General features: G+C 72.9%; 22 protein-coding genes. 14 read left to right on the forward strand and 8 right to left on the reverse strand.

Translation table 11 applies throughout. The features are described 5' to 3' along the window. Positions 1-86 precede the first annotated feature (86 nt). From yajC to ACFY1H_RS06160, 5 genes are all read left to right on the forward strand, one after another. Positions 87-515, forward strand: coding sequence for a preprotein translocase subunit YajC (gene yajC, locus ACFY1H_RS06140; RefSeq protein ID WP_386944994.1), 429 nt, complete (start codon positions 87-89; stop codon positions 513-515). 205 nt (positions 516-720) lie between these two features. After that, the gene (gene secD / locus ACFY1H_RS06145; protein ID WP_366576871.1) at positions 721-2,475 is read left to right on the forward strand and encodes a protein translocase subunit SecD; all 1,755 of its coding nucleotides are present in this window, start codon (positions 721-723) and stop codon (positions 2,473-2,475) included. 1 nt (position 2,476) lies between these two features. Beyond that, the gene (gene secF / locus ACFY1H_RS06150; RefSeq protein ID WP_386944996.1) at positions 2,477-3,745 is read left to right on the forward strand and encodes a protein translocase subunit SecF; all 1,269 of its coding nucleotides are present in this window, start codon (positions 2,477-2,479) and stop codon (positions 3,743-3,745) included. A gap of 5 nt (positions 3,746-3,750) precedes the next feature. Continuing rightward, positions 3,751-4,269 (forward strand): adenine phosphoribosyltransferase, encoded by a 519-nt coding sequence (locus ACFY1H_RS06155; RefSeq protein WP_386944998.1) that lies wholly within the window; start codon positions 3,751-3,753, stop codon positions 4,267-4,269. Positions 4,270-4,447: 178 nt separating this feature from the next. Beyond that, entirely contained in the window at positions 4,448-6,811 is a 2,364-nt protein-coding gene (locus ACFY1H_RS06160; protein WP_386944999.1) for a RelA/SpoT family protein, read from the forward strand. On the opposite strand, the gene ACFY1H_RS06165 is transcribed toward ACFY1H_RS06160, so the two are convergent. After that, positions 6,787-7,650, reverse strand: a complete 864-nt coding sequence (locus ACFY1H_RS06165) for an alpha/beta fold hydrolase (protein WP_386945001.1) — start codon at positions 7,648-7,650, stop codon at positions 6,787-6,789. The genes ACFY1H_RS06160 and ACFY1H_RS06165 overlap by 25 nt on opposite strands. A 73-nt stretch (positions 7,651-7,723) precedes the next feature. Between ACFY1H_RS06165 and ACFY1H_RS06170 the strand changes: the two genes are divergently transcribed. After that, on the forward strand, positions 7,724-8,503 hold the full coding sequence (locus ACFY1H_RS06170) for an enoyl-CoA hydratase-related protein (RefSeq protein WP_366576865.1): 780 nt from the start codon (positions 7,724-7,726) through the stop codon (positions 8,501-8,503). An 18-nt stretch (positions 8,504-8,521) separates the two neighbouring features. Here the strand turns inward: ACFY1H_RS06170 and ACFY1H_RS06175 are convergent, their stop codons facing one another. After that, complete coding sequence (locus tag ACFY1H_RS06175) at positions 8,522-9,307, reverse strand: aminotransferase class IV (RefSeq protein ID WP_386945003.1); 786 nt, start codon at positions 9,305-9,307, stop codon at positions 8,522-8,524. Positions 9,308-9,325: 18 nt separating this feature from the next. After that, positions 9,326-10,213 carry a peptidylprolyl isomerase gene (locus ACFY1H_RS06180; RefSeq protein ID WP_386945005.1) on the reverse strand — a complete coding sequence of 296 codons (888 nt, stop codon included), beginning with the start codon at positions 10,211-10,213 and terminating at the stop codon, positions 9,326-9,328. Positions 10,214-10,359: 146 nt separating this feature from the next. On the opposite strand from ACFY1H_RS06180, the gene ACFY1H_RS06185 reads away from it, so the two are divergent. Both ACFY1H_RS06185 and ACFY1H_RS06190 read left to right on the forward strand, forming a co-directional pair. Continuing rightward, positions 10,360-10,935 (forward strand): MBL fold metallo-hydrolase, encoded by a 576-nt coding sequence (locus ACFY1H_RS06185; RefSeq protein ID WP_386945007.1) that lies wholly within the window; start codon positions 10,360-10,362, stop codon positions 10,933-10,935. Between the two features lie 5 nt (positions 10,936-10,940). Beyond that, positions 10,941-11,597 carry a hypothetical protein gene (locus ACFY1H_RS06190; protein WP_366576858.1) on the forward strand — a complete coding sequence of 219 codons (657 nt, stop codon included), beginning with the start codon at positions 10,941-10,943 and terminating at the stop codon, positions 11,595-11,597. Here the strand turns inward: ACFY1H_RS06190 and ACFY1H_RS06195 are convergent. The 3 genes from ACFY1H_RS06195 to ACFY1H_RS06205 form a co-directional block, all read right to left on the reverse strand. Further along, a complete protein-coding gene (locus ACFY1H_RS06195; protein ID WP_366576856.1) occupies positions 11,569-11,856 on the reverse strand; it encodes a hypothetical protein in 288 nt (95 codons plus the stop codon). The genes ACFY1H_RS06190 and ACFY1H_RS06195 overlap by 29 nt on opposite strands. Before the next feature lie 101 nt (positions 11,857-11,957). After that, on the reverse strand, positions 11,958-13,277 hold the full coding sequence (locus ACFY1H_RS06200) for a YibE/F family protein (RefSeq protein WP_386945934.1): 1,320 nt from the start codon (positions 13,275-13,277) through the stop codon (positions 11,958-11,960). Positions 13,278-14,250: 973 nt separating this feature from the next. After that, positions 14,251-15,228 (reverse strand): GlxA family transcriptional regulator, encoded by a 978-nt coding sequence (locus ACFY1H_RS06205; protein WP_386945009.1) that lies wholly within the window; start codon positions 15,226-15,228, stop codon positions 14,251-14,253. 98 nt (positions 15,229-15,326) lie between these two features. Between ACFY1H_RS06205 and ACFY1H_RS06210 the strand changes: the two genes are divergently transcribed. The 5 genes from ACFY1H_RS06210 to ACFY1H_RS06230 all read left to right on the forward strand — a co-directional run bounded on the left by ACFY1H_RS06210 (position 15,327) and on the right by ACFY1H_RS06230 (position 21,395). Beyond that, on the forward strand, positions 15,327-16,028 hold the full coding sequence (locus ACFY1H_RS06210; protein WP_386945010.1) for a DJ-1/PfpI family protein: 702 nt from the start codon (positions 15,327-15,329) through the stop codon (positions 16,026-16,028). Positions 16,029-16,780: 752 nt separating this feature from the next. Beyond that, positions 16,781-19,741: a BTAD domain-containing putative transcriptional regulator gene (locus tag ACFY1H_RS06215; RefSeq protein WP_386945012.1), complete on the forward strand. Its 2,961-nt coding sequence runs from the start codon at positions 16,781-16,783 to the stop codon at positions 19,739-19,741. 98 nt (positions 19,742-19,839) lie between these two features. Then, positions 19,840-20,346, forward strand: a complete 507-nt coding sequence (locus ACFY1H_RS06220) for a hypothetical protein (protein WP_386945014.1) — start codon at positions 19,840-19,842, stop codon at positions 20,344-20,346. A gap of 186 nt (positions 20,347-20,532) precedes the next feature. Then, positions 20,533-20,883, forward strand: a complete 351-nt coding sequence (locus ACFY1H_RS06225) for an STAS domain-containing protein (protein ID WP_366576846.1) — start codon at positions 20,533-20,535, stop codon at positions 20,881-20,883. Positions 20,884-20,996: 113 nt separating this feature from the next. Continuing rightward, entirely contained in the window at positions 20,997-21,395 is a 399-nt protein-coding gene (locus ACFY1H_RS06230) for an SPW repeat protein (RefSeq protein ID WP_366576844.1), read from the forward strand. Here ACFY1H_RS06230 and ACFY1H_RS06235 read toward each other — a convergent pair. Further along, positions 21,379-22,812, reverse strand: coding sequence for a DNA polymerase ligase N-terminal domain-containing protein (locus ACFY1H_RS06235; RefSeq protein ID WP_386945016.1), 1,434 nt, complete (start codon positions 22,810-22,812; stop codon positions 21,379-21,381). The genes ACFY1H_RS06230 and ACFY1H_RS06235 overlap by 17 nt on opposite strands. A gap of 50 nt (positions 22,813-22,862) precedes the next feature. Next, positions 22,863-23,612, reverse strand: a complete 750-nt coding sequence (locus tag ACFY1H_RS06240) for an SRPBCC domain-containing protein (protein WP_386945018.1) — start codon at positions 23,610-23,612, stop codon at positions 22,863-22,865. A 120-nt stretch (positions 23,613-23,732) separates the two neighbouring features. On the opposite strand from ACFY1H_RS06240, the gene ACFY1H_RS06245 reads away from it, so the two are divergent. Continuing rightward, the gene (locus tag ACFY1H_RS06245) at positions 23,733-25,481 is read left to right on the forward strand and encodes a pyruvate dehydrogenase (RefSeq protein ID WP_386945020.1); all 1,749 of its coding nucleotides are present in this window, start codon (positions 23,733-23,735) and stop codon (positions 25,479-25,481) included. The last annotated feature ends 64 nt before the right edge of the window (positions 25,482-25,545 follow it).

Consider the following 25,545-nt stretch of genomic DNA (forward strand, 5'->3'; position numbering starts at 1 on the left):
GCGAGCACCTGGCACACTCGAAGACAGCACATCCGTCAAAACCGGACGTAAGCACCGACGACGCGACGTCCGTCGAATGGAGAGTCATGAACAACTTACTGCTGCCGTTGCTGCTGCTGGTCGTGGTGGCCGTGCCGCTCGTCCTCGGTACCCGCAAGCAGAAGAAGCAGCAGGCAGCCCAGCAGGACCTGCAGAAGAGCATCGCCCCCGGCGACCGCGTGATGACCACCTCGGGCCTCTACGGCACCGTCGCCGACGCTTCCGGCGACGACACCATCGACATCGAGATCGCCCCGGGCGTCGTCACCACGTGGCTGCGCATCGCGGTCCGCGAGAAGGTGCAGCCGGCCGTCGAGACCGACGAGACCGAGGTCGACGCCGAGGACACCGCCGACGAGACCGTCGGCGGCGTCGCCTCGACCACCGCCGAGGCGCCCGCCCAGGAGTCCATCGCGGACGAGGGCGAGAAGTCCGGTGCGCAGATCGCGCCCCCGCTGGAGCACGGCAAGAAGTGACCTGCTTCTTCCCCGGGCAGTGACACGCGCGTAGCCGACGAAAGTCGGTACGGGCGAACGCAGGGCTCACGCAGCACCGAGTATTGTCTCGGTGCTGCGTGCGTGTCCGCCGCCATAGTCATGCCCAGCAGCGTGCCGGGAGCACCGTCCCGGCTCGCTCACCGAACCAGTTGGGGTCCACCCAGTCCGAGGAGACCGAAGCACCGTGGCACCATCGGCCGGGCATCTCCGCCCGGGACGCTATCTCGCCTTCTTCGCCCTGATCGTGGTCGTGCTCTACGCCCTGGTGTTCTTCACCGGCAGCGGCAAGCCCACGCCGAAGCTCGGCATCGACCTGCAGGGCGGCACCCGGGTCACGCTCACCGCGCGGACGCCGGACGGCGGCCAGCCCACGCGAGACTCGCTGAACCAGGCGCGCCAGATCATCGAACAGCGCGTCAACGGGATCGGTGTCGCGGGCACCGAGGTCGTGCTCGACGGCAACAACGTCGTGATCACGGTCCCCGGCGCGCAGGGCGACCAGGCGAAGTCCCTCGGCCAGACCGCGAAGCTCGGCTTCCGCAAGGTCATCACCTCGCAGCCGAACACCCCGGCCGCACCGCCCGCCTCGGGCAACCCGGCCGCACCGCCCGCCTCGGGCACGGCGGCACCGCCTTCGGGCAGCCAGGCCCCGCCGCCCTCCTCGGGCGCGCCGTCGAGCACGCCGAACGGCGGCGGTGGCGCGGCCGGTGCGCCGGCCCAGCAGCCGCCGAGCACCACGCCGTCGGCCCCGCCGGCCTCGAACACGCCGGCGGCCGGTGGCCAGGCGCAGACGCCGATCCAGCAGGCACAGGCGATCCGGCAGAACCCGGATCTGGTCTCGACCGACCAGGCCAAGGCGCAGGCCGCGCAGCAGGCCGCCCTGGCCTCGCTCACCTGCGCGCCGAACGTCGGCGACCCGCTCGAGGGCAACGACCTCTCGGACAAGCCGCTGGTCGCGTGCGGTGACAAGGACGCCACGAAGTACGTGCTGGGCCCGCAGTTCCTGCCCGGCACCGAGATCTCCAGCGCCAACTCGAACTACGACCAGCAGCGCGGCCAGTGGGTCGTCGACCTGACCTTCAACGGTTCCGGCAGCAAGACCTGGGGCGACTTCACCTCCGCCAACGTCGGCACACAGGCCGCGTTCGTGCTCGACACGCAGGTCGTGTCGGCGCCGACCATCCAGGGCGCCATCCTCGGCGGCAACACGCAGATCACCGGCCAGTTCACGCAGGCCGACGCCAAGAACCTCGCCGACGTGCTGAAGTACGGCTCGCTGCCGCTGTCGTTCGACTCCTCCGACGCCACCACCGTGTCGGCGACGCTCGGCTCGGCGTCGCTGCAGGCGGGCCTGCTGGCCGGCGCGATCGGCCTGATCGTGGTCTTCATCTACTGCCTGATCTACTACCGCCTGCTCGGCATCCTCACGATCCTGTCGCTGGCCCTGTCCGGCCTGCTGATCTACGCGGTGCTGGTCCTGCTCGGCCGGTGGATCGGCTACACGCTCGACCTCGCCGGCATCGCCGGCCTGATCATCGCCATCGGCATCACGGCGGACTCGTTCGTCATCTACTTCGAACGGCTCAAGGACGAGATCCGGGAAGGGCGCACGTTCCGCTCCGCGGTGCCGCGCGGCTGGGCTCGCGCCCGGCGCACGATCCTGGCGTCCGACGCGGTCAGCTTCCTCGCCGCGGCGATCCTGTACGTGATCGCGGTCGGCGACGTGCAGGGCTTCGCGTTCACCCTCGGCATGTCGACGGTGCTGGACCTCGTGGTGGTCTACCTCGTCACGCACCCGCTGGTGGCGATGGTGTCCACGTCGAAGTCGGCGTTCCTGTCCAACCCCCGCAACCTCGGCCTCGGTGCCGTCCAGCGCCTGGCCTCGGAGCGCAGGTCCGCCCGCCCCGCCGTCGGCCGCACGAACGTGAAGGAGGCCTGACGTGGGCGTCGAAGACCTGGGCACGGACGCCGAGGCGGGCGCCGGCAAGGCCACCCCGTCCGGCAAGACCCCGTCCGGCAAGAAGGAAAGCGTCTTCCACCGGCTCTACGTCGGCACGGGCGCGTTCGACATCGTCGGCGCGCGCAAGCGCTGGTACATCTTCTTCGCGGCGCTGGTGCTCGTCAGCATCCTTTCGATGCTCATCCGCGGCTTCAACTTCGGCATCGAGTTCGAGGGCGGTACGCAGATCCAGCTGCCCGCCCACGGCGCGCACGGCGAGATCACCACTTCGCAGGTGACCGAGTCGTTCACCAAGGCGCTGGGCAAGGAGCCGTCGGAGACCCAGAGCGTCGGCACCGGCAACGCGAAGACGATCCAGATCCGCTCCGAGGCGCTGCCCGTCGACCAGGTCACGAAGGTGAAGCAGCAGCTGTTCACCGACCTGGCGCCCGAGGGCACCAACGGCCAGCCGAGCGCGCAGGCCATCAGCGACAGCGCGGTGAGCGCGTCGTGGGGCGGGGAGATCTCGCGGCAGGCGCTGATCGCGCTCGCGGTCTTCCTCGTCGCCGTGGTGATCTTCCTGGCGATCTACTTCGACACGCGGATGGCCGCGGCGGCGCTGATCTCGCTGATCCACGACATCGTGGTCACGGCGGGCGTGTACTCGCTCGTCGGCTTCGAGGTCACGCCGGCGACGGTGATCGGCCTGCTGACCATTCTCGGGTTCTCGCTGTACGACACGGTGGTGGTCTTCGACAAGGTCCGCGAGAACACGCGCGGCCTGCTCGGCCTCACCCGCCGCACGTACGCCGAGGCGGCCAACCTGGCGTTGAACCAGACGCTGATGCGGTCTTTCAACACGGCGTTCATCGCCCTGCTGCCGATCCTCGGCCTGCTCATCGTCGGGTACGTCCTGCTCGGCTCGGGCACGCTGCAGGACCTGGCGCTCGTGCAGCTGACGGGCACCCTGGTCGGCGTGCTGTCGTCGGTCGCGCTCGCGACGCCGCTGCTGGTCGACTTCAAGATGCGTGAGCCGAAGTACCAGCAGCAGGCGCAGCGCGTCGCGGCCCGCCGGGCCAAGGCCGCCGCTCGCGAGGCCGAGGGCGAGGACTTCGACGCGACGGACGACGACGCCCTGGCCGCCGAGCTGCGCAAGGAGAAGGCGATGGCCGCGGCGGCCGGCGTCCCGGCCCGCACTCCGAAGGCGCGTCCGCAGAACAAGCCGCGCCGCGCCGGTGGCGGCGTGTCGTCGGCGAAGCGGAAGCGCTGAGCCGGATGGAGCTGGAAAAGGCCCTCGGCCTGATCGCCGAGGTGCCGGACTTTCCCGAGCCCGGCGTGCTGTTCCGCGATCTGAGCCCGCTCTTCGCGGACGGCCCCGGGTTCGCCACGGTCGTCGACGCGCTGGCCGGCACGCTCACCCCCGGGGTCGAGCTGCTGGCCGGCGTCGAGGCCCGCGGTTTCCTCCTCGCCGCGGCCGTCGGGTACTCCCGCGGCCTCGGCGTGGTGCTCATCCGCAAGCCCGGCAAGCTGCCGTCGGTGGCCGGCCGGGTCGACTACGCCCTCGAATACGGCACCGCCAGCGTGGAGCTGCCGGCCGGCGTCGTGCACCCCGGCCAGCGCGTCGGCGTGATCGACGACGTCCTCGCCACCGGTGGCACGGTCGCCGGGACGGCCAAGCTGCTCGAAGACGCCGGCGCCGTGGTCGACGGCGTGTCGGTGGTGCTGGAGCTCGCGGCGCTGGGCGGCCGCGGCGTGCTGGCGGGCCGCCGGGTCGAGGCGCTGCAGGTCGTCTGACCCCGCGTCACCAGCGCGAACGGCCGGGAAGCCGGGACGCGCGTGCTGCGTTGAAGAAGACGTGGTCCCGCCGGTGCTCGGCGGCGCGCCGTCTGCCGATCGGACGTAGGCGGCGAGGCCACGCGGTCGAACGGCTACCCTGGGGGTTCGAAGGCCGCACGAGCAGCAGGAGGTGCGGGTGAGCCAAGAGCTCGACGCCGCGGTGCCCGCGAAGCCGGTGCCCGCGAAGGATGGCTCCGGTGCGCGCGGTGCGCAGTCGGTACCGCCGCCGAAGGCGAACGGGGCCGCGCCCAACCCGTCGGCGACCCGCCGGGTGCGGGCCCGGCTGGCCCGGCGCATCACGGCCCAGCGGGCCGCGCCCGTGAAGCAGGTGCTCGAGCCACTCGCCGTGATCCACCGGGAGCTGCACCCCAACGCGGACCTCGCGCTGCTGCAGCGCGCCTACGACGTCGCCGAGGAGCTGCACCGCGACCAGCGGCGCAAGTCCGGTGACCCGTACATCACGCACCCGCTCGCCGTGGCCACCATCCTCGCCGAGCTGGGCATGGACACCACCACGCTCGTCGCGGCGCTGCTGCACGACACCGTGGAGGACACGGGCTTCTCGCTCGACCAGCTGAAGGCCGACTTCGGCGACAAGGTCGGCGAGCTCGTCGACGGCGTCACCAAGCTGGACAAGGTCAAGCTCGGCATGTCGGCCGAGGCCGAGACGATCCGCAAGATGGTCATCGCCATGGCGAAGGACCCGCGGGTGCTCGTGATCAAGCTGGCCGACCGGCTGCACAACATGCGCACCATGCGGTTCCTCCCGCCGGAGAAGCAGGCCCGCAAGGCCCGCGAGACGCTGGAGGTGCTCGCTCCGCTGGCCCACCGCCTCGGCATGGCGACGGTCAAGTGGGAGCTCGAAGACCTCGCGTTCGCGATCCTGCAGCCGAAGAAGTACGACGAGATCGTGCGGCTGGTCGCCGATCGCGCACCGTCGCGCGACACCTACCTGCGCAAGGTGATCGCCGACCTGACGGGCAACCTCGTGTCGTCGCGGATCACCGCGAAGGTCGAGGGCCGGCCGAAGCACTACTACTCGATCCACCAGAAGATGATCGTGCGCGGGCGCGATCTCGACGACATCCACGACCTGGTGGGCGTGCGGATCCTCGTCGAGGACGTGCGCGACTGCTACGCCGCCATGGGTGTCGTCCACGCGCTGTGGCAGCCCGTGCCCGGCCGGTTCAAGGACTACATCGCCCAGCCGCGGTTCGGCGTGTACCAATCGCTGCACACCACCGTGATCGGGCCGGACGGCAAGCCGCTCGAGGTGCAGATCCGCACCTACGAGATGCACCGCACCGCCGAGTACGGCATCGCCGCGCACTGGCGGTACAAGGAAACCAAGGGCACCCACAGCGGCAACTCGATGGACGTCGACGAGATCGCGTGGATGCGCCAGCTGCTCGACTGGCAGCGTGAGGCCGCGGACCCGGGTGACTTCCTCGAATCGCTGCGCTACGAGCTGGCTGCGCGCGAGATCTTCGTGTTCACGCCGAAGGGCGACGTGATCACGCTGCCGGCGGAGTCCACGCCGGTCGACTTCGCCTACGCCGTGCACACCGAGGTGGGGCACCGCTGCATCGGCGCCCGCGTGAACGGCCGGCTCGTGGCGCTCGAGCGCAAGCTGGAGAACGGCGAGAACGTCGAGATCTTCACGTCGAAGGCGGAGAACGCCGGCCCGAGCCGAGACTGGCTGCAGTTCGCCGGTTCGCCGAAGGCGCGCGCGAAGATCCGCCAGTGGTTCGCGAAGGAGCGCCGCGACGAGGCGATCGACGCGGGCAAGGAAGCGATCACCAAGGAGATCCGCAAGGTCGGGCTGCCCATCCAGCGGCTCGTCTCGGCGGAGTCGATGGGCTCGGTCGCCAAGGAGCTGCGCCACGGGGACATCTCTTCGCTGTACGCCGCCGTGGGGGAGGGCCACACCAGCGCGAAGCACGTGGTGCAGCGGCTGGTCGCGCTCATCGGCGGCGTCGACGAGGCGGAGGAGGAGCTTGCCGAGCGGGCCACGCCGTCCACCGTCACGCGGCGGCGCGGGTCCAACGACGTCGGCGTGATCGTGAAGGGCGCCAGCGACGTGTGGGCCAAGCTCGCCCGTTGCTGCACCCCGGTGCCGGGCGACGAGATCCTCGGGTTCGTCACGCGCGGCGGTGGCGTGAGCGTGCACCGCACGGACTGCACCAACGCCGACGACCTGCGCACCCAGCCCGAGCGGCTGGTCGAGGTGGAGTGGGCGCCGTCGTCCTCGTCGGTGTTCCTCGTGGCCATCCAGGTCGAGGCGCTCGACCGGCACCGGCTGCTGTCCGACGTCACCAAGGTGCTGGCCGACGAGAAGGTCAACATCCTCTCTGCGTCGGTCACGACCTCGCGCGACCGCGTGGCCGTGAGCCGGTTCTCGTTCGAGATGGGCGACCCGAAGCACCTCGGCCACGTGCTGAAGGTGGTGCGGGGCGTCGAGGGTGTGTACGACGTCTACCGGGTCACGTCGGCTTCCTGATCGGCGAAGAACGAACGGAGCGCCTCGGTCACTTCGGCGGGGCGCTCCATCGGCGGCAGGTGGCCGGTGTCGGGCAGGTCGAGCCGGGTCGCACCGGGGATTTCGTGCTCGAACCGGTCGGCCAGTTCGAGCAGGCCTGAGCCGTCGGCGAGGCCGATGATCACGAGCGTGGGCGCGGTGATCTCGGCGAGGCGGTGGCGGGTGTCCGGGACGTCCTCCGTCCACTTCGGATCGGTCCACTCACGGCGGTAGACGCCCTCGCACAGCGCGAGGGCGCGGGTGTAGAAGTCCTGGTCCACGTCCGCTCGTGTCCGATGTGGACCGACGACGAGGTAGCGGACGTTGGCGTCGGCGATGGCCCGGACGTCCTCCTCGTCGACGCGTTCGGCGGTGTGGTCGAGGTAGCGCTCGAGCTTCTCCCGCGGCACCGCGGCGCGCATGGCTTCACGGCTGTCCGACGCCATGGGCTCGGGCCACTCGTGCCCGGACAGCCCGGCGCCGACGAGCGCGATCCGGGTGACGCGTTCGGGCGCGGCCAGCGCGGCGTCGAGCGCGTAGGCGCCGCCCATCGACGAGCCGGCGAGCGCGGCCCGGTCGATGCCGAGCGCGGACATCAGCGCGAGCAGGTCGCGGTGGTGGGAGACGGTGCCTTCGGCCGCCTGCGAGTCGCCGTGGCCGCGGCGGTCGTAGCGGATCACGCGGTGGTGCTCGGCCAGGGCCGCGAACTGGTGATCCCACATGCGCCGGTCGGCGAGTCCGGCGTGCAGAAGTACCACCGGCGGGCCTTCGCCGGCCTCGTCGTAGCCGAACCGCGCGCCGTCGACCTCGATCATCCCCATGGCGGCCACGCTAGCGCGGCGAGCTGGTCACAGACGCGGGTTTCGCGCAGGGCGATCCCGCTAGGGTGCTGGCATGACCGACGGATTCGAGTTCACGCGCGACGGTGAGGTCGCGCGGCTGACGTTCGCCCGGCCGGAGAAGATGAACGCCATCACCTACGACATGTGGTCGGCCATCCCGGGCGTCGTCGCCGAGGTCGAGGCCGACCCGGCTCTCAAGGTCCTCGTGCTCACGGGCGCGGGCAAGCACTTCTCGGCCGGCGCCGACATCAGCGAGTTCCGCGACCTGCGCTCCACCGCCGACGGCGCGGCCACCTACGACAAGGCCGTCGACGGCGCCGTGGCCGCCCTGACCTCGATGCGCAAACCGTCGGTCGCCATGATCCAGGGCAACTGCATCGGCGGCGGCTGCCAGCTGTCGGTGGCGTGCGACTTCCGCTTCGCCTCGGAAGACGCGCGCTTCGGCATCACGCCCGCCAAGCTGGGCATCGTCTTCCACTTCGACTCGACCCGCCTGCTGGTCTCTCTCGTCGGCCCCGCGAACGCCCGGTACCTCCTGCTGTCCGGCGAGCTCATCGACGCCGTCCGCGCCCGCGAGATCGGCCTCGTCAACGATCTCCACGCCGCCGAAGGCCTCACCGCGGCCACCGCGGCCTTCGTGGAAACGCTGTGCTCGCGTTCGCAGGCCTCGATCCGCGGCATGAACCGGATCATCGAGAAGATCGTCGCGGGCCAGCAGACCCCGGACGACGAAGTGGACGCCATCCGCCTCGCCGCCCTGCACGGCGAGGACTACGCGGAGGGCGTCGACGCGTTCCTGAACCGCCGGCCGCCGAAGTTCACGTACCGCTGAGGACGCTGGGGGCGCCGCTCAGATCTCGTCCCAGGGCGCACTTTCGTACGCCTCGGCCAGCAGCCGCGCGACCGCCGGGTCACTGCGCAACGCCACCCCGTCGACCGACGCGACGGGCCGTCCGATCGTTTCGGAGTTGGTGAGGAACACGGCGTCGAAACCGGGGAGCTCGCGGGGGTGGACCGGGCGGGTCACCTGCGCGACGCCTGCGGCGCCCAGCCGTTCCTTCAGCAGCAGGTAGGTGATGCCCGGCAGCACCGCTGCTTCGGGCCACACGATGGTGTCGCCTTCGAGGAACCCGAGGTTCCAGATGGATGCTTCGCTGAGGTGTCCACTGTGGTCGATGAACACCGCGTCGTCGTAGCCCGCGAGCGCAGCCTGGCGCGAGTGGTGGATCAGGCCGAACGTGCCGGTGTGCTTCACCTCGGGCAGGTCGCGTTCATACCGCACCGACTTCAGCCGGATCGGGTCGGCGACGTGCTCGTGCGGGGGACCGGTGCGCACGAGGATTTCGGGCGCCATGACGGGAGCTTCTTCGCCGGCGTAGGAAGAGATGTGCACGCGCACGGACAGCGCGCCTTGCCCGGCGACGAGTTTGCGGACGTAGCCGCGGACCTGATCAAGGTCGAGTTCGCTGCCGAACAGCAGGCGAGTGCTCGAGGCCAGGCGCGTGAGGTGCAGGTCGAGGCCGCGGACCCGGCCGGCGCGGACCTGCATCGCGGTGAAGTGACCGTAGCCGCCCAGAAAACGAGCGAGCTGAACGGCGCCGGGTTCGGCGCCGTTCAGCTCGAACGGGAAGGCCACTGAGCCTCGAGAGAACAATCAGGCCGCGACGTTGACGGCCGTGAACTTGACCTGCTTCTTCGGCTCGCCGGTCGCGCCGTCCTGGCCGACGGTGCCGATGCCCGTCCTGGCGATCGCGTCGAGGACCTTGAGGCCGTCGTCGGAGATGCTGCCGAAGATGGTGTAGTTCGGGGGCAGCTCGGCGGTGCCGTAGACCATAAAGAACTGGCTGCCGCCCGAGTTGGGCTGGCCCGTGTTGGCCATGGCGAGGATGCCGCGGCCGTACTTCTCGCCGTCGATGAACTCGTCCGGGATGGTGAAGCCGGGGCCGCCGGTGCCGTCGGTCGTCACGTCGCCCTTGGCGTTCGGGTCGCCGCACTGCAGCATCTGCAGGTCGGTGACGCCGAGGCGGTGGCAGATCGTGTCGGTGTAGAAGCCCTGCTTCGCCAGGCTCACGAACGCTTCGACGGTGCACGGCGCGAGCGCGCGGTCGAGCGTGATCGGGATGTCGCCGACGGTGGTCTTCATCGTGATGTCGACCTTGCCCTGCGACGACACGTTCTTGCCGTCCGGCGCCGTGGTCTTCTTCGGCGGCGGCGCGCTCGTCGTGTCGGCCGGGTACGAGCACGTGGTCGGGTTCGGCAGGGCCTTCGGCCGCGTCGGCAGCGCCGTGCGCTGCGTCGGGATCTGGCCGACGGTCGGCACAGGCGGCGCCGAGCTCGACGGCGGCGGGGTGGCGGCCGCGGTGGCGTCGTCGCCACCGCCGCTGTTCACGACCCACACGACTACGCCGGCCACGATGAGGACGACACCGCCGACCACTCCAGCGCCCACGATCTTGCGTCGCTTGGCCCGGTCCCGCCGGCGCTCGATCTGCCGCTCGAGTTTCCGCTTAGCGGCTTCACGGCGCTGCTGGTTGGTCGCCACCCGCCCTCCAGTTCAGGCTCGATGTCACACGTCTGAGGTAGCGGCAGTGTATGGGCACAGCCTGTGAGGACTCTGTACAGGGGCCGCTAGTCTCGATCCGATCGTGATCGGCGCCGCTTCGCAAACACCGGGACTGGAGGGGTTTGGTGCTCGTCGTCGGGTTCGCCGCGGGGCCGCTGCGCGCGAACTGCTACCTGCTCGCCCCCGCGCCCGGCGGCGAGTGCGTGGTGGTCGACCCCGGGCAGGAGTCCGCGGAACCGCTCGCGGCCGCGCTGGCCGAGCACGGGCTGACGCCGGTCGCGCTGCTCGCCACCCACGGTCACCCCGACCACGTCGCCGGCGCCGCCGGCCACGACCTCCCGCTGCACCTGCACCCGGCCGACCGCGAGTGGTTCGCGGGACCGTCGGTGGCCCTGGCCGAAGGCCCGCTCGAAGTGGCGGGTCTGGTGCTCGACGTCGTGGCCCTGCCCGGCCACACGCCGGGGTCGGTCGCGTTCGCCGGGCAGGCGAGCGAAGGTGGCAGGCTGGTGCTCACGGGGGACACCTTGTTCGCCGGGTCGATCGGGCGCTCCGACGGCTCCGGCGCCGAACTGGAGAGATCGTTGCGCACGAAGCTGCTGACCCTGCCCGACGACACCGTCGTGCTGCCGGGCCACGGGCCCGCCACGACCATCGGGCGCGAACGCGCGACCAACCCCGCACTCACGGCGGCGGAGGCGTGACGGGCATGACCGAGCAGGACGGCGTCAAGGGCGCCCCGGAACGGCTGCCGCTGTTCGCCGAGGACGCGAAGCTCACGCGCCGCCGCGCGTGGTCCGGGTTCGTCGGCGCGGTGATCGTGGCCGCGGCGTTCGGGGGCATCGCGGGCCTGATCGGCGGCCAGCTCGCCGGCCTGATCGTCGCGGTGGTCGTGGCGCTTCCCCTGCTGTACATCGTGCTGTACACGCTGCGCCGCCGGATCTGGCTGGAAGGCACGACGCTGGTCGTGCGCACGTGGGGCGTCCGCCGCATCGGGCTCGTCGAGGCGGAGCGGCTCGACATCGTGATCGGCGACGTGCGCGGAACCCGCACGGTGAGCCTGCTCGTGAACGCGGGCAAGCGGCGCAAGACCGTGAAGGTCGACCTCGCCGTGTTCGCCGGCACGGGCGGGCGCGAGCTGGGTGCGCTGCAGCTGCGCCGCGTCGCCGACGCGCTGCTGAACAACACCGAGGCCAACGGGCTGGTGTTCTCCGAGCTGCTGGTCGCGGAGCTGCGGTCGGAAGCGCGCGGCGACGCCGTGGCCGAGCGGCCGCTGTACCGGCTCGCGTCGGCCGCCCCGGCCGGGCGCTACATCCAGCGGTTCCCGATGGAAGCCGTCAGCCGCTTCGTCGCGACGCTGGAGTGACCGCCGGGGTGACGCGGTCCTTCGAGGCCTCTTCCATGCCGTCGACGCGCGCGCGGATCTGCTCCACCTGGTCGGCGAGGTCCGGCAGCTCCTCGGCGACGTAGGCGAGCAGGCGCTCGAGGTGGCGCAGCGTCGCCCGCACGTCGTCGAGCGCGGTCGCGATCCGCGGGACGGTCTCGGCCGCCTCCAGCACCGCCGAAAACAACCGCCGGACCAGGTGCACGGTGACCCGCGGTCCCGCCAGTACGGCTGAGAACACGACCCCTCCTCGGGTACGGATGTACTCGCCTCGGTCGCGGACTTCGTACCGCAGCCACCGGGTCGGGTTCCGGCCGGGGTTCGCTCGTGTTACTGGTGTGACTACGGCGTATTCGTGGTGCTCACGAGGTGGTCGACGGGCTCGCGCGCCGCGATCAAGGCCGCCAGGATCGTCGTCACCGGCACCGCCGCGACGATGCCCACGGAGCCCGCGAGCGTGCGGATGATCTCCGACGCGATGTCCTCGCTGCCGAGCAGCGCGCCGAGCCCGACGCCGGAGATCGACGAGTAGAGCAGCACCGGCAGCGCGGCACCGGCGTAGGCCATCACCAGGGTGTTCACGGCCGAGCCGACGTGGTCCCGGCCGATGCGCAGGCCGGAACGGTAGAGCTCGCGCCAGCCCAGCGCCGGGTTCGCGCGCCGCAGCTCCCAGACGGCGCTGGTCTGCGTCACCGTCACGTCGTCGAGGACACCGAGCGCGCCGATCACGATGCCGGCGAGCAGCAGGCCGCGCGCGTCGATGCCGTGGCCGAGCGAGCCGATGAGCGTGGACGTGCTGTCGTCGAGGCCGGTGAGGGAGGCGCCGACGGAGAAGATCGCCGACAGGATGCCGATCAGCGCGAGGCTCACCAGCGTGCCGAGCACCGCGACCGACGTTCTCGCCGACAGCCCGTGGGTCAGGTACAGCGCGACGAACATGATCGCGCCGGCGCCCGCGATCGCGACCAGCAGCGGGTTCTCGCCGGCGAGGATCGAGGGGAGCACGAACAGCACGATCACCACGAAGCTCAGCACCAGCGCGACGAGCGCCGCGAGCCCCTGCCAGCGGCCGAGCACCAGCACGGCGAGGGCGAACAGCGCGGCCAGCAGCACGAGCGGCGTGCCGCGCTGGAAGTCGACGAGCTGGAACGACGCCGGGTCGGTGGCGTTGCCGCCGTTGTAGGCGAGGACCACGTTGTCGCCGGTGGAGAAGCGCGGCGTGCTCGGCTCGATCGGCACGATGAGCCGCAGCGGTTTCCCGTTGCCGGGGCCGTCGGTCATCGTCAGATCGACGGTGAGGCACGGCTTCTGGTCGGGATCGGTGTCCGCGCCCACCTGCACCTGGCCGTTCGCGAGGCACGGCCCCGTGGCGGTCGCCGTGATCGACGCCTGCACCGGCGTGCCCTGCGGCACCACACTCGTCGGCGACGCCTTGCCCCACGGGTACAGCACGATCATCCCGACGACCGTCGCGAGGGCGAGCGGGATGAGCAGCACCATGAGCAGCTTGCGCACCCGGGTGGAGGCAGGGGCGGCGGGGCCGTGGCCATGTCCGTGCCCATGACCGTGGCCGTGCGCTTGGGCGGTGAGCGCGGCACGGAGGCCCTTGCGGGCGGTGGGTTCGGGGGTGGCGTCGGGTTCCGGCGCGTCGCCCGGGCTCACGGCGGTGCGGGGGCGGCGGCCGGTGGGGGGAGGCGTGTCACCGGTGCGGCGGCCGGTGGACGGCCGGCCGCTCTCGGCGTCGAGCGAGAAGGATTCGCTTGGGGCGTGCGAGGTTTCGCTGTCGCGGCGCGCTTGTCCTGGGGTGCGGCGGGTGGGTGGGAGCGGGGTTTCGCCGGTGTGGCGGCCTGTGGACGGCGAGCCGCCGTCGGTGTCGGGTGGCCAGGATTCGCTGGTGGTGCGCGGGGTTTCGCTGTCGCGGCGTGCCTGCCCTGGGGTGCGGCGGGTGGGTGGGAGCGGGGTTTCGCCGGTCCGGCGGCCTGTGGACGGCGAGCCGCCGTCGGTGTCGGGTGGCCAGGATTCGCTGGTGGTGCCCGGGGTTTCGCCGTCGCGGCGCGCCTGCCCCGGAGTGCGCCGGGTGGGTGGCAGCGGAGTTTCGCCGGTCCGGCGCGAGGTTTGACCGCCCCGGCGGCCGGTCGGCGGCGGGGTCTCGCCGCGGCGGCGTGGGGGCGCTGGGGTTTCGCCCGTCTCGCGGCCGGCGGGGGTTCCCTCGGCGTCGCGGGGCGGCAGCGGAGCTTGCCCGGTTCGGCCGGATCGAGGGGATTCGGCCGTGCGGCGGCTCGCCGGGGGTGGGGTGTCCCCGGTGCGGCGGCGGGCCGGCGTCTCGCCGGCGCGGCGTGGTGGCAGGGGGGTTTCGCCCGTGCGGCGGCCGGCCGGGTTGTCGCCGGAGCGGGGCGTGGCGCGGCGCACCGGCTCTTCGGCGCCGGGCCAGGCGGGTTCGTCGCCGGTGCGGGGGCGGCGGGGCCGGGCGGGGGGCGCGGAGGAGTCGTCGGCGACGCGGCGGATGGGGCCGGTGTCGGCGGCGTCGTCGAAGTCGGCGGGGTAGTCGGGCGGTGCCACGGCGCACATCCTGCACTCCGGCCGTGGCCGTCACCCGTACCGGGTGGGGACGACCCGGTCGTATCCGGCGTTTCGCTCAGCCGAGGGCCTGGCGCAGGTGCACGCGGCGGTAGGCGGATGGTGGGGTGTCGAAGTGGTCGAGGAAGGCCTGGCGCAGCGTCTCGGTGGAGCCGAAGCCGCAGCGGCGGGCGATGGCCGCCAGGGGCAGGTCGGTGCCCGCGAGGAGGCGGGCGGCGTGCTCGGCGCGGACGGTGCGCACGTACTTGCCGGGTGTGGTGCCGAGGTGGGCGTCGAACAACCTGGTCAGCTGGCGGGTGCTGATGCCGGCCTGCCGGGCCAGCACGGGTGTGCCCAGGTCGTCGCCCAGGTGTTCGGCGACGAACGCGGTGAGGTCGCGCACCTGGCGGTGCTCGGGCGGCGGGCCGGACAGGAACATGCTCACCTGCGCCTGGTTGCCGGGGCGCTGCAAATACGTCACGAGGGCGCGGGCGGCTTCGCGGGCAAGCGTCGGGCCGTGGTCCTCCTCGACGAACGCCAGCGCGAGGTCCAGCCCGCTGGTGACGCCGGCCGAGGTGTAGACGTCGCCGTGGCGGATGAACAGCGGCACCGGGTCCACCCGCACCGCCGGGTACTTCGCGGCGAGCTGCGCCGCGTACGCCCAGTGCGTGGTCGCGCGACGGCCGCTCAGCAGGCCGGCGGCCGCGAGGACGGTGGAGCCGGTGCAGACCGACGCCGTGCGCGTGCTGTCGCGGGAGAGCCGGCGGACGTGTTCGAGCAGGCGCTCGTCGGCCGCGGCCGCGCGGTGACCGGTCCCGCCGGAGACGACGATCGTGTGCAGCGGCCCCGAAACCTGGTCGAGGCGCACGTGGGGCGTCAGCGTGATGCCGGACTGGCAGCGGAACGGGTGTCCGTCCACAGTGGCCAGCCGCAGGGCGTAGCCGGGGCGCGCGCCGAGCCGGTTGGCGGCGTCGAGCGCGTCGGAGACGCACGCGATGTCGAGCAGCTCGGCGTCGGGGTACCCGACGATCACGACCTGCCGTTCCGGCCCCGGCATGATCGAACGTTAGCAGGTCAGCAGGCCGATCGACATGGTTCGCAGGATTACGGACATCGCCCTCCTCTCTGCGCGCTCGCGGGGGCACGGTGGGAGGCATGACCGAGAAGACGTTCGCCTTTGTCCTCTACCCCGGCCTCACGGTGCTCGACCTCGTGGGCCCGCTCCAGGTGCTGAGCGCGTTCGCCACGGCGGAACCGGACTTCCGCGTGGTGGTCGTGGGCGAGACCCTCGACCCGATCGGCACCGACACGCCCCTGCGGATCGCGCCCAGCCACACGTTCGCCGACGTCCGCGAGCCCTACGGCGTCCTCGTCCCGGGCGGCTCCGCGCCGACCCTGGAGGCGCTCGCGAACCGGCCGCTGATCGACTACCTGGCCACGACCGCCCGCACGGCCGAGCTCATGACGTCCGTCTGCACGGGCGCCCTGCTCCTCGGCGAGGCCGGCCTTCTCGACGGCCGCGAAGCCACCACCCACTGGATGTTCCGCGACCTGCTGCGCGCCTTCGGCGCCACCCCGGTCGCCCGCCGCTGGGTCGACGCCGGCCCCGTGATCACCGCCGCGGGCGTCTCGGCGGGCATCGACCTGGCCCTGCACCTCGTCGACCGCCTCGCCGGCCCCGACGTCGCCCGCACCGTCCAGTTCGGCATCGAATACGACCCCGAGCCGCCACTGGGCCCGCTCGACTGGGAGACCGCGCCGCACGGTGCGCTGAAGCCGTTGCTGGAACACACCCTGGGCGACCACGTGCTGGCCGACCGGCCCGACCTGAAGGCGAAGCTGCTTGCACACGCCTGAGCCGGACGCCCGCGCGAGGGGACCGTTCGCGCGGACGCCTGGTCGGGGTGCGGTGACGGTGGCCGGCTGACTCGGCGGCCGCGGCGCGGCGGGAGTGAGCGCGGCGGGACCGCTCGCGCGGGCCGCACAGGATCGTGGGGCGTGGCACGGCGTTCGGCGAACGGCCGCTCGCCGAGCGGTGGTCGAGCGCGACGGCACGATTCGCGATGAGCCACGTCGGCCGGGCGAGCCGCGTAGCCCACCAGCCGGCCTGTCGGCCGTGGGCTGGTGCGAAGGGACCGCTCGCGCCGACTGCTGAGGCTGGCCACTGTGCGAGGCGCATGCTCACCTGGGTGTGGACGAGGGCCGGAGTGAGCGGACGGTTCGCGCTTGACCGATCGGGCCGACCACCGCGCGAGGTGCACGCGCGCCCGGCCTGCTGGCCAAGGGCTGGCGTGAAGGGACGGTTCGCGCCCGGTTGATCAGGCTGAGCGCGGCCCAAGGCGCATGCCTGCGCGGGTGCAACGGCGAGTCGGGCCGAAGGGACCGTTCGCGCCCAACTGATCGGACCGGCCATCGCGCGAGGTGCATGCTTGCCTGGGTGTAGGCAAGGGCCGGCGCGAAAGGACCGTTCGCACCAACCCGGCCCCGAGCACCCTTCCAACGGGGTGGGCCATCCGGGTGAGGGCCGTCCGAACCGGCGGGAACGGAGGGTCGCGCAGGTACTTTCGGGGCGCTCGATCAGGTGACGTGCGGCCCGTGGGGAGCTTGCGGTGCGGTTCCAGGTCCTCGGTCCGCTGGCGGCGACCGTCGCGTTGCCGTCGGCGGCGCAGCCGCGGCGGTTGCTCGCGTTGTTGCTCGCGCGGCCCAACGAGGTGGTCGGGCGGGCGACGATCGTCGACGAGCTGTGGCCCGACGGGGCGCCGCCGAGTGCGGCGGCGATCGTTCAGGTGACGGTGTCGAAGCTGCGCAAGGCGTTGTCGCCCGGGCTGGCGGCGGACGACCCCGCGCAGCGGCTCAGGTCGGGGCCGCGCGGGTACGCCCTGAGCGTGGCCGAGGGGGAGCTCGACGCGGCGGAGTTCGTCGCGCTGGCGTCGGCCGGGCTGGCGGCCGAGGACGCGAAAGCGAAGCAAGAGCTGCTCACTCGGGCGCTCGCGTGCTGGCGGGGTGGGGCGTTCTGCGACGTCGCGACGGGACCGCTCGTCGAGGCGCACGAGGTGTGGCTGGAGGACCGCCGCCGGACGGTCCTGCTGCAGCTGGCGGAGCTGCAGCTCGCCGAGGGCGACGGTCAGGCCGTGGTGTACCGGCTCGCCCCCGTCGTGGCCGCGCGGCCCGCCGACGAACGGCTCGCCGGCCGCCTCGCCGGGGCGCTGGCGGGCCTGGGCCGCCGCGACGCCGCGCTCGACGTGCTGCGCCGCACGCGCCGCGCGCTGTGGGACGAGGCCGGCGTGGTGCCGGGGCCGGAGCTCGACGCGCTGTACCGCCGCATCGCCGGCGCCGAGTGGACGGCAGGCGGCCCGCCCGCGCAGCTGCCCGCACCGGTGCCCGACTTCACGGGCCGCGCAACGGAACTCGCGGCCGTCTCGCGGCACCTGCGCGCGCCCGCGCCGGTCGTGGTCCACGGCGCCGCCGGGGCGGGCAAGAGCGCGCTCGCCGTGCAGGCCGCGTGGCGGGCGCGGCGCCGCTTCCCCGACGGGCAGCTCGTGGCCGACCTCGCCACCACCGAACCCCGCGACGTCCTCGTCGCCTTCCTGCGCGCCCTCGGCGCCGCCACGGCCGAGCTCACCGGCGACCTCACCGCGCTCGTGGCCGCCTGGCGCAGCCACACCGTCGACCGGCGCCTGCTCGTCCTGCTCGAAAACGCGCGCACCGAGGCCCAGATCCGCCCGCTGCTGCCGAGCGGCTCCGGCTGCGGCGTCCTCGTGACGGCGCGGCGGCCGTTGCCGGGATTGGTGGCGGCAAGGCCCGTTCCCGTCGGTGAACTGTCCACTGTGGACGCCACGACGCTGCTCGCCGCCGTCGCCGGCGAAGCGCGGATCGCGGCCGAGCCCGCCGCCGCCGGCGAAGTGGTCGCGCGCTGCGCCGGGCTTCCCCTCGCGCTGCGCGTCGCGGGGCTGCGGCTCGCCACCCGGCCCCATCTCCGGATCGCGGACCTCGCCGCCCGCCTCGGCGACGACCGTCGCGCCCTCGACGAGCTCGCCGCCGGCGACGTCAGCGTCCGCGCGGCCGTCCTCCCGGCCCTGCGCGACTGCCCGGGCGAAGACCGCGATCTCCTGCGCCTGCTCGGCTTGTTCCGCCGGCCCGTGCCCGACTGGTGCGCCGCCGCGCTGCTCGCCACCCGCCCCGCCGAAGTCCGCGACCGCCTCGAAACCCTGGCCGACACCCACCTCCTGGTCGCCGACGAGCACGGCCGCCACGGCGTGCCCCGCTTCGTCCGCCTCGGCCTCGCCCGGCTGCCCGGTGAACCCGACCCCGCCGCGGTCGACCGCGCCCTCGAAGCCGTCCTGGCCCTCGCCGAACGCGTGCTTTCCGTACTGGACAAGGGTTTCGAACCGGCCGGACCGCCGTTCGCGCAGCCGGACGCCGCCGCGGCCCGGCTCGCCACCGCCGACCCCGACGCTTGGCGCCGCCGGGAAACCGAGCTCGTCGCCACGGCCGCCCGGCTCGCCGGCCGCCACCACCGGCACGCACTGGCCGCCCGCCTCTCCGACGCGTGCGCGGCCCTGGCCGGCACGCCGTGGCTCGGCCGCTCCGCGAGGGCGGTCTCGGTCGTCGGCCTCGCCGCGGCCCGCCGCCTCGGCGACCGCCCGGCCGAGGCGGGCAAGCTGTTCACCCTCGCCTCCGTCCACTGGCAGCTCGGCCGCTCGCGCCAGGCCCGTACCTACTTCGCCATGGCCGGCGCGCGCTTCAAAGCCCTCGGTGACCCGCGCGGCCGCGGCGCCGCCCTGGTCGCGCTGGCCGACCTCGACGCCGACGCCGGCCAGGCCGAGCTCGCCGTCGAAGAGCTGCGCGAAGCCCTGGAACTCCTGCGTGCGTGTGGCGACGTCCGGGGCCAGGCCATCGCGGCCGCGCAGTTCGGCGGCCTGTCGGAGGACCTCGGCGACGTCCGCCGGGCCGTCGAGAGCTTCGAAGCCGCGCTCCTGCTCGCCGGCGACTGCGCGGGCCGCTGGCACGACCAGGTCGCCAAGCGCTACGCCGACGTGCTCCGCCGCCACGGCCGCACCGACCGCGCGGCCGACCTGCTGACGGGCGCGCTCGGCGGCGCCGTCCGCACCCGCGAACGCCACTGGGAGGCCCACGTCCTGCGCAGCCTCGGCGACCTCCACACCGACGCCGGCGAGGTCGCCGAAGGCGAACGCTGCCTCACGCGTTCGCTCGACCTGTTCGAGCAGATCGGCCACCGGCACGCGGCCGCCTACACCCACCGCAGCCTCGCCGAGACCCGCCTGCGCGCGGCCGACCCGGCGGGCGCGCAGCAGCACCTGCGCCGCGCCATGGCCGTGTTCCGCGACCTGCGCGACCGCCGCGGCACCGGCTACGCGCTGCTGAGCCTCGGCAAGCTTCAGGCCCGCGCGGGCGAAGCACCCCGGGCCCTCGCCGGCGCCGCGGACGTCTTCCGCGAGCTCGGCTTCCCGCTGTGGGAGCTGCGCGCGTTGCGCGAGCTCAACGCCGCTTCGAGTGATTCACCCGCCGGCGACCGGGCCTGTGAAGTCTTGGCGAAGATCAGGACCTGACGCACACGCCGGCGTCGCCGCGGCACCGGCGTTTGGCGTTCGTATGGAGCCGCGCACTTGGCTTCCCCTCGTCGAAAGTCCCCACGAGGAGGCAAGTCATGCGCGTTCCTCCGATGCTGCCCCAGGCGGCCGTCGGACTGGCCGCCGCGGCGGCCATGACGGTGCTCGGCACGGCCGCGGCTTCGGCCGCGCCCGCCGTCACCAAGCTGACGCAGGCCCAGGCGGCGTCGCAGCTGTCGGCGGCGGGTGTCACGCACTCGTCCAGCGGCGGGTGCACCACGCGGTCGAACTCCACCTGCACGTCGTTCGAGCAGATCAACCAGACCACCGTCAGCGGCGTGATCACGCTCAAGCGCGCCAGCGGCTGCGCGATCAACATCACCGGCGGCACCGAGGTCGGCCACGCCTCGGGCACCTACAGCCACTACAACGGCTACAAGGTGGACATCTCGCACAACAGCTGCATCGACGGCTACATCAAGAACAACTTCTCCTACATCGGCCTCCGCGGCGACGGCTACCCGCAGTGGCAGGCCCCCTCCAGCAACCTCTACTGCGACGAGGGCAACCACTGGGACATCACCTACTACACCACCGGCGGCTGATCGGACCGGCCGCGCGGCCGGCCGGGGACTGCCCACCACTGAGGGCGATGGGCAGTCCCCGGCCCGGCCCAGCAGCACCGATGACCGTTCCGCACCCGTTCGCTCACTCTGGGTGATTCGTGAGGTCGCCCACGCGTGCGCCGCACGGGGGTTGACCGCATCCGCGGAGCGCGTACCGTCGAACCAATGCCCCAGCGCCGAGGGGATTCCGGCCTCACCCTGCTCACCACCGTCCGCGACGACCTCGTGCTCGTCACCGCCGCGGGCGAGATCGACGCGGCCTCGGTCGGCGACTTCCGGACGGTGCTCGCCGAAGCGTGCGTGGTGGGGGAGAAGCTCGTGGTCGACCTCTCGCGCGTCGGGTTCCTCAGCTGCGCCGGCCTGCGCGTGCTGGAGGAGACGAGCCGCACGCGCCCCGCGTTGTCCGTGGTCGCGACCGGACGCCTCGTGCTGCGGGTCTTCGACGTCACGGGCGCCGCCCAGGCCCTGGACGTGCGGCCGCGGCTCGTGGACGCCTGCGCGGCCGCCCGCGCCTAGACCGGCCGCCGAACGGGTGGAGATCACCCGGGCCCGTGTCGAGCCCCGCCGATCGTGGGTACTCCACTCGTGAACCCGATCAAGGGAACCCGACTACGGCGAGGTGATCCGGGATGTCCACCACGACCGAACGCACCGGCGCGAACGGCGCCGTCGGCGCACTGGTCGGCGGCGCCGCCGGGCTGGCCGTGCTGGCCGGCCTGTACTTGATCATCGGCCCGTGGCTCGCGCGGTTCGGCGGCGCGGCCGAGCTCGCGATCAGCAACACGGTGGCCGGTCTGGCGATCATCGTGCTCGCCGCCGTGCGAGCGCGCACCACGCGCCCGCAGGCCCTCACGTGGGTTCTGCCGGTGCTCGGCGTCTGGGCCGCGGTGTCCCCGCTGGTCCTGCGCTACGGCGACGAGACCGCGCCCTCGGCGGGCGCGCTGACGGGCAACCTCATCGCCGGCGCCGTCGTGCTGCTGGCCGGCATCGCGCTGTGTCTGCGCCGCCCGGCTACCCGGGCTCGCTGAGCAGCCCGCGCCAGCGCGGCGCAGACTTCGGCCCGTGCACGACCTCCGCGGCGAGCACGGGCCGCACCCAGCGCGCGTCGGGGTGGTCCGGCACGTCGGCGAACGGCGGCTCCGGTTGCTCCAGCTGCGCGAGCGCTGCGGCGAGCGAGCCGAGTTCCTCTTCGGAGAAGCCGACCCCGACACTGCCCGCGTAGCGCAGGCCGGCGCCGTCGGGCACGGCCAGCAGCAGTGACCCGAACGTCCGTGCTCGCCGGCCGCCGCCGGGGCGCCAGCCCGCAATGAGCACCCGGCGTACGTCCGGCGACTCCACGAACAGCCAGTCCGTGTTCGCCCGGCCCGGCCGGTACGGGCTGCTCCGGCGTTTCGCGAGAAGGCCGGGCAGGCCGTGGTCGCGGCTCGCCCGCGCGACCGCGCCCCCGTCGCCGAGGTGGGTCGGCGGCACCTGCCAGTGGTCGCCGGCGAGGCCCAGGTCGTCGAGCAGCTCGCGGCGTTCCACGTAGGGCAGGTCGAGCCGCGAGCGGCCGTCGAGGTGCAGCACGTCGGAGACGAAGAAGAACGCGGGATGCCGGTCCCCGAGCCGGCGCGCCGTCGCGGGGTCCGCTTCCGCCCGGCGGCGCAGCCCCTGCGGGTCCGGCCGGCCCGCGGCGAACACCACGATCTGCCCGTCCAGCAACGCTTCCGTGGAGCCCAGCTGCGCGGCGAGACCACGTAGCTCCGGGTAGCGCGCGGTCACGTCGGCGCCGGTCTCGTCGGCGGCGGTCACGCGTGCGCCGCCCGCGCGCACGAGCGTGCGCCGACCCGGCCACGCGAACTCGTAGGCCCAGTCCCCGTCCTCGGCCGCCGGCGGCATGCGTCCCGGCCGGGCGGGCATCGGCGCCAGGAAGCGCGGCGTCTCCTCGTGGCCGGGCTCGGCGGGGTCGAGACGGCGCAGCCGCCAGCCGTCCGTCCCGTCGGCTTCGGCGCCGCCGCGGTCGAGCTCGTAGCGGCCGCGCAGGCGTTCGCCGTACAGCACGAACTCGATGTGGTGGTCCTGCCAGTGCACGGTTTCGTAGCGGCCGCGGTCCCACGTCTCGACCGTTCCGGCGCCGTACTCGCCGGCCGGGATCTCGCCTTCGAAGTCCGCGTAGTCCACCGGCTGGTCGTCGATGCGGATGGCAAGGCGCCCGCGGCCGGGGGAGCGGGGCAGGCCGCGGGGGACGGTCCACGACGTGAGCACGCCGCCGCGTTCCAGGCGGAAATCCCAGTGCAGCTGCGACGCGCGGTGCTCCTGGACCACGAACACGCCACTGTTCTCGACCGGGTGCCGGTCGGCAGGATGCGTCTCGACGGGATGGTGGTCGACCGGGTGTTCGAGGACCGGTTCGGAAGCCTGGCCGAGTGCGCGTCGGCGCCGGCGTTCGGCGAGTTCGTCCGCCATCGCAGGCGTGGCACCCCCGTCCCTTCGGGTGCGCCCACTTTAGCGCCCGCTCACGCCAGTACGCGCTCCAGCCACGCCTGCCAGGCCTTGCTTTCCTGGTCGACGTCGGCGTCGGCGGCGAACAGGTGGTGCCCGATCGCGATCGGCATCCCCAGTCCCGACCGCTCGTGGAAGCGGTAGAGCGCGTCCGGGGTCCGGATGCCCGCGTAGTGCGGGGTCGTGTAGTCGAGGATTCCGTCGACCGTCCCCACGCCGTCGACCGCGAACCGCACCGGCCGCCCGGCCTCGGGTGTGTCCGGCAGTCCCAGCGCGTGCACGAGCTTCTGCCAGGCGTCGAGCGAAGCCGACGACTCCGGGCCGCTCGCGATCACGAACCGCGCGCGGCGGCCGGGGAAGTGCCGCAGGAGCTGGCCGAGCGTGTGCAGGTACATGTCCCAGCCGCGGCTGAAGCCCTCGTGGTACTCCTCGCCCCAGTCCTGCGCGGTGAAGCCGTGGTGGATGAAGCGCAGCACCGACGTGCCGCCCTCGGCCGCCTCCACGAGAAACTCGAACGCGTCGAAGCTGCCGTCGTGCGCCGGCGTGGCGCGGTAGGCGAAGCACCGTGGCGGCTCCCACGTGGTGATCTCGGCTTCGCTGGTGAACTCGCCCATGGTGAAGCGGACGCGCCGGGCCTGCGCGTCGACCTCGTGCTTGCCCATGAACCACGAGTCGATGCCCGGCCCGGTGGCCACGGCGTCCCACACGTCCTCCGGGGGCGCGGGCAGACGGACCTGCTTGGTTACGTCGAACTCGTGGGTCATGACCGGTTCCTCCTCACCTGACGGGAATCCCACCGTGTCATTGACAAGAATAGTTGTCAAGGGCGAGCGACGTTCACCGGGAGGTGCGAGACTGCCGGGGAACCGAGGAAAGGACCGCTCATGGCGACCGTGGCCGACCAGCTGATCGACGTTCTCGTGCAGTCCGGCGCGCGCCGCATCTACGGCGTGGTGGGCGACAGCCTCAACCCCGTGGTCGACGCCGTGCGCCGCACCGGCGGCTCGGCGCGCGGCGGGATCGACTGGGTGCACGTGCGCAACGAGGAGGCCGGCGCGTTCGCCGCGGCCGCGGAGGCGCAGCTCACCGGCGAGCTGGCCGTGTGCGCGGGCAGCTGCGGCCCGGGCAACCTGCACCTGCTGCAAGGGATCTACGACGCCCACCGCTCGGGCGCGCCGGTGCTCGCGCTCGCGTCGCACATCCCGTCGACGCAGATCGGCACCGGCTTCTTCCAGGAGACGCACCCGCAGCAGCTGTTCGCGGAGTGCTCGCACTACTGCGAGCTGGTGAGCGGACCGGAGCAGATGCCGCGGCTCGCGCGGATCGCGGTGCAGAACGCCGTGGGCCGGCGCGGCGCGGCCGTGCTGGTGCTGCCCGGCGACGTCTCGCACGAGTCCGCCGTGAACCCGACGGGCGTGTCCGCGCCGCTGGGCACCCCGCCGGCCATCGTGCCCGCCGCGGCCGACGTCGACCGGCTCGTGGAGCGGATCAACCGCGCCGAGAAGGTGATGATCATGGCCGGTGCGGGCTGCCGCGATGCCCACGAAGACCTCCTCGCGCTGGCCGACACGATCGGCGCGCCCGTCGGGCATTCCCTGCGGGGCAAGGAATACGTGCAGTACGACAACCCGTTCGACGTCGGCATGAGCGGCCTGCTCGGCTACGGCTCCTGCTACGACGCGATGCACGAGGCCGACCTCGTGCTGCTGCTCGGCACCGACTTCCCGTACGACACGTTCCTGCCGCAGCGCAACACCGTGCAGGTGGACATCGACCCCGCCCGCATCGGCCGCCGCTCGGTGCTCGAGTTCGGCGTGCTGGGCGACGTCGGCGCCACGATCCGCGCCGCGCTGCCGCGGCTCCGGCGGCGGGAGGACCGCTCGTTCCTGCACAGCATGCTGCACAAGCACGAACGCAGCCTGCAGCGCGTGGTCGACGCGTACACCAGCGACGTCGCGCAGCGCGTGCCGCTGCACCCGGAGTACGTCGCCGACATCCTCGACGAGGAGGCCGCCGACGACGCGGTGTTCACCGTGGACACCGGAATGGGCAACGTCTGGGCGGCCCGCTACGTCACGCCCAACGGCCGGCGCCGGCTGATCGGCTCGTTCGTGCACGGCAGCATGGCCAACGCCCTGCCCCACGCCATCGGCGTGCAGTCGGCCGCGCCGGGCCGCCAGGTCGTGGCTATGTGCGGTGACGGCGGGCTGGCGATGCTGATGGGGGAGCTGCTCACGCTGAAGACCCACGCGCTGCCCGTGAAAGCCGTGGTGTTCAACAACTCCTCGCTCGGCATGGTGAAGCTCGAGATGCTCGTGGACGGCCTGCCGGAATTCGGCACCGACCACGACTCGGTCGACTTCGCCGCCATCGCCCGCGCGTCCGGCCTGCATTCGCGCCGCGTCGAGAAGCCGGCCGATGTGCGCGACGGTATCCGCGAGATCCTCGACCACGACGGCCCCGCGGTGCTCGACGTCGTGACCGACCCCAACGCGCTGTCGATCCCGCCGAACATCACCGCCGCCCAGGTACGCGGCTTCGCGCTCGCCGCGAGCCGCACCGTCCTCGGCGGTGGCGTGGGCAAGATGCTGCAGCTCGCGAAGTCCAACCTGCGCAACGTGCCCCGCCTGTAAAACACGGCCCGGAAAAGAGTCCGGGGCGGCGCCGCCGTGGTTCACCACAGCGGCACCGCCCCGG

Origin of the sequence: Amycolatopsis sp. NPDC001319 (assembly GCF_042896185.1) — a bacterium.
Classification (GTDB): domain Bacteria; phylum Actinomycetota; class Actinomycetes; order Mycobacteriales; family Pseudonocardiaceae; genus Amycolatopsis.

Coding starts and splice junctions, on each gene's coding strand:
- yajC (WP_386944994.1), top strand. CDS start 87: ATGAACAACTTACTGCTGCCGTTGCTGCTGCTGGTCGTGGTGGCCGTG.
- ACFY1H_RS06155 (WP_386944998.1), top strand. CDS start 3,751: ATGGAGCTGGAAAAGGCCCTCGGCCTGATCGCCGAGGTGCCGGACTTT.
- ACFY1H_RS06165 (WP_386945001.1), bottom strand. CDS start 7,650: ATGGGGATGATCGAGGTCGACGGCGCGCGGTTCGGCTACGACGAGGCC.
- ACFY1H_RS06170 (WP_366576865.1), top strand. CDS start 7,724: ATGACCGACGGATTCGAGTTCACGCGCGACGGTGAGGTCGCGCGGCTG.
- ACFY1H_RS06190 (WP_366576858.1), top strand. CDS start 10,941: ATGACCGAGCAGGACGGCGTCAAGGGCGCCCCGGAACGGCTGCCGCTG.
- ACFY1H_RS06205 (WP_386945009.1), bottom strand. CDS start 15,228: ATGCCGGGGCCGGAACGGCAGGTCGTGATCGTCGGGTACCCCGACGCC.
- ACFY1H_RS06210 (WP_386945010.1), top strand. CDS start 15,327: ATGACCGAGAAGACGTTCGCCTTTGTCCTCTACCCCGGCCTCACGGTG.
- ACFY1H_RS06220 (WP_386945014.1), top strand. CDS start 19,840: ATGCGCGTTCCTCCGATGCTGCCCCAGGCGGCCGTCGGACTGGCCGCC.
- ACFY1H_RS06225 (WP_366576846.1), top strand. CDS start 20,533: ATGCCCCAGCGCCGAGGGGATTCCGGCCTCACCCTGCTCACCACCGTC.
- ACFY1H_RS06230 (WP_366576844.1), top strand. CDS start 20,997: ATGTCCACCACGACCGAACGCACCGGCGCGAACGGCGCCGTCGGCGCA.
- ACFY1H_RS06235 (WP_386945016.1), bottom strand. CDS start 22,812: ATGGCGGACGAACTCGCCGAACGCCGGCGCCGACGCGCACTCGGCCAG.
- ACFY1H_RS06240 (WP_386945018.1), bottom strand. CDS start 23,612: ATGACCCACGAGTTCGACGTAACCAAGCAGGTCCGTCTGCCCGCGCCC.
- ACFY1H_RS06245 (WP_386945020.1), top strand. CDS start 23,733: ATGGCGACCGTGGCCGACCAGCTGATCGACGTTCTCGTGCAGTCCGGC.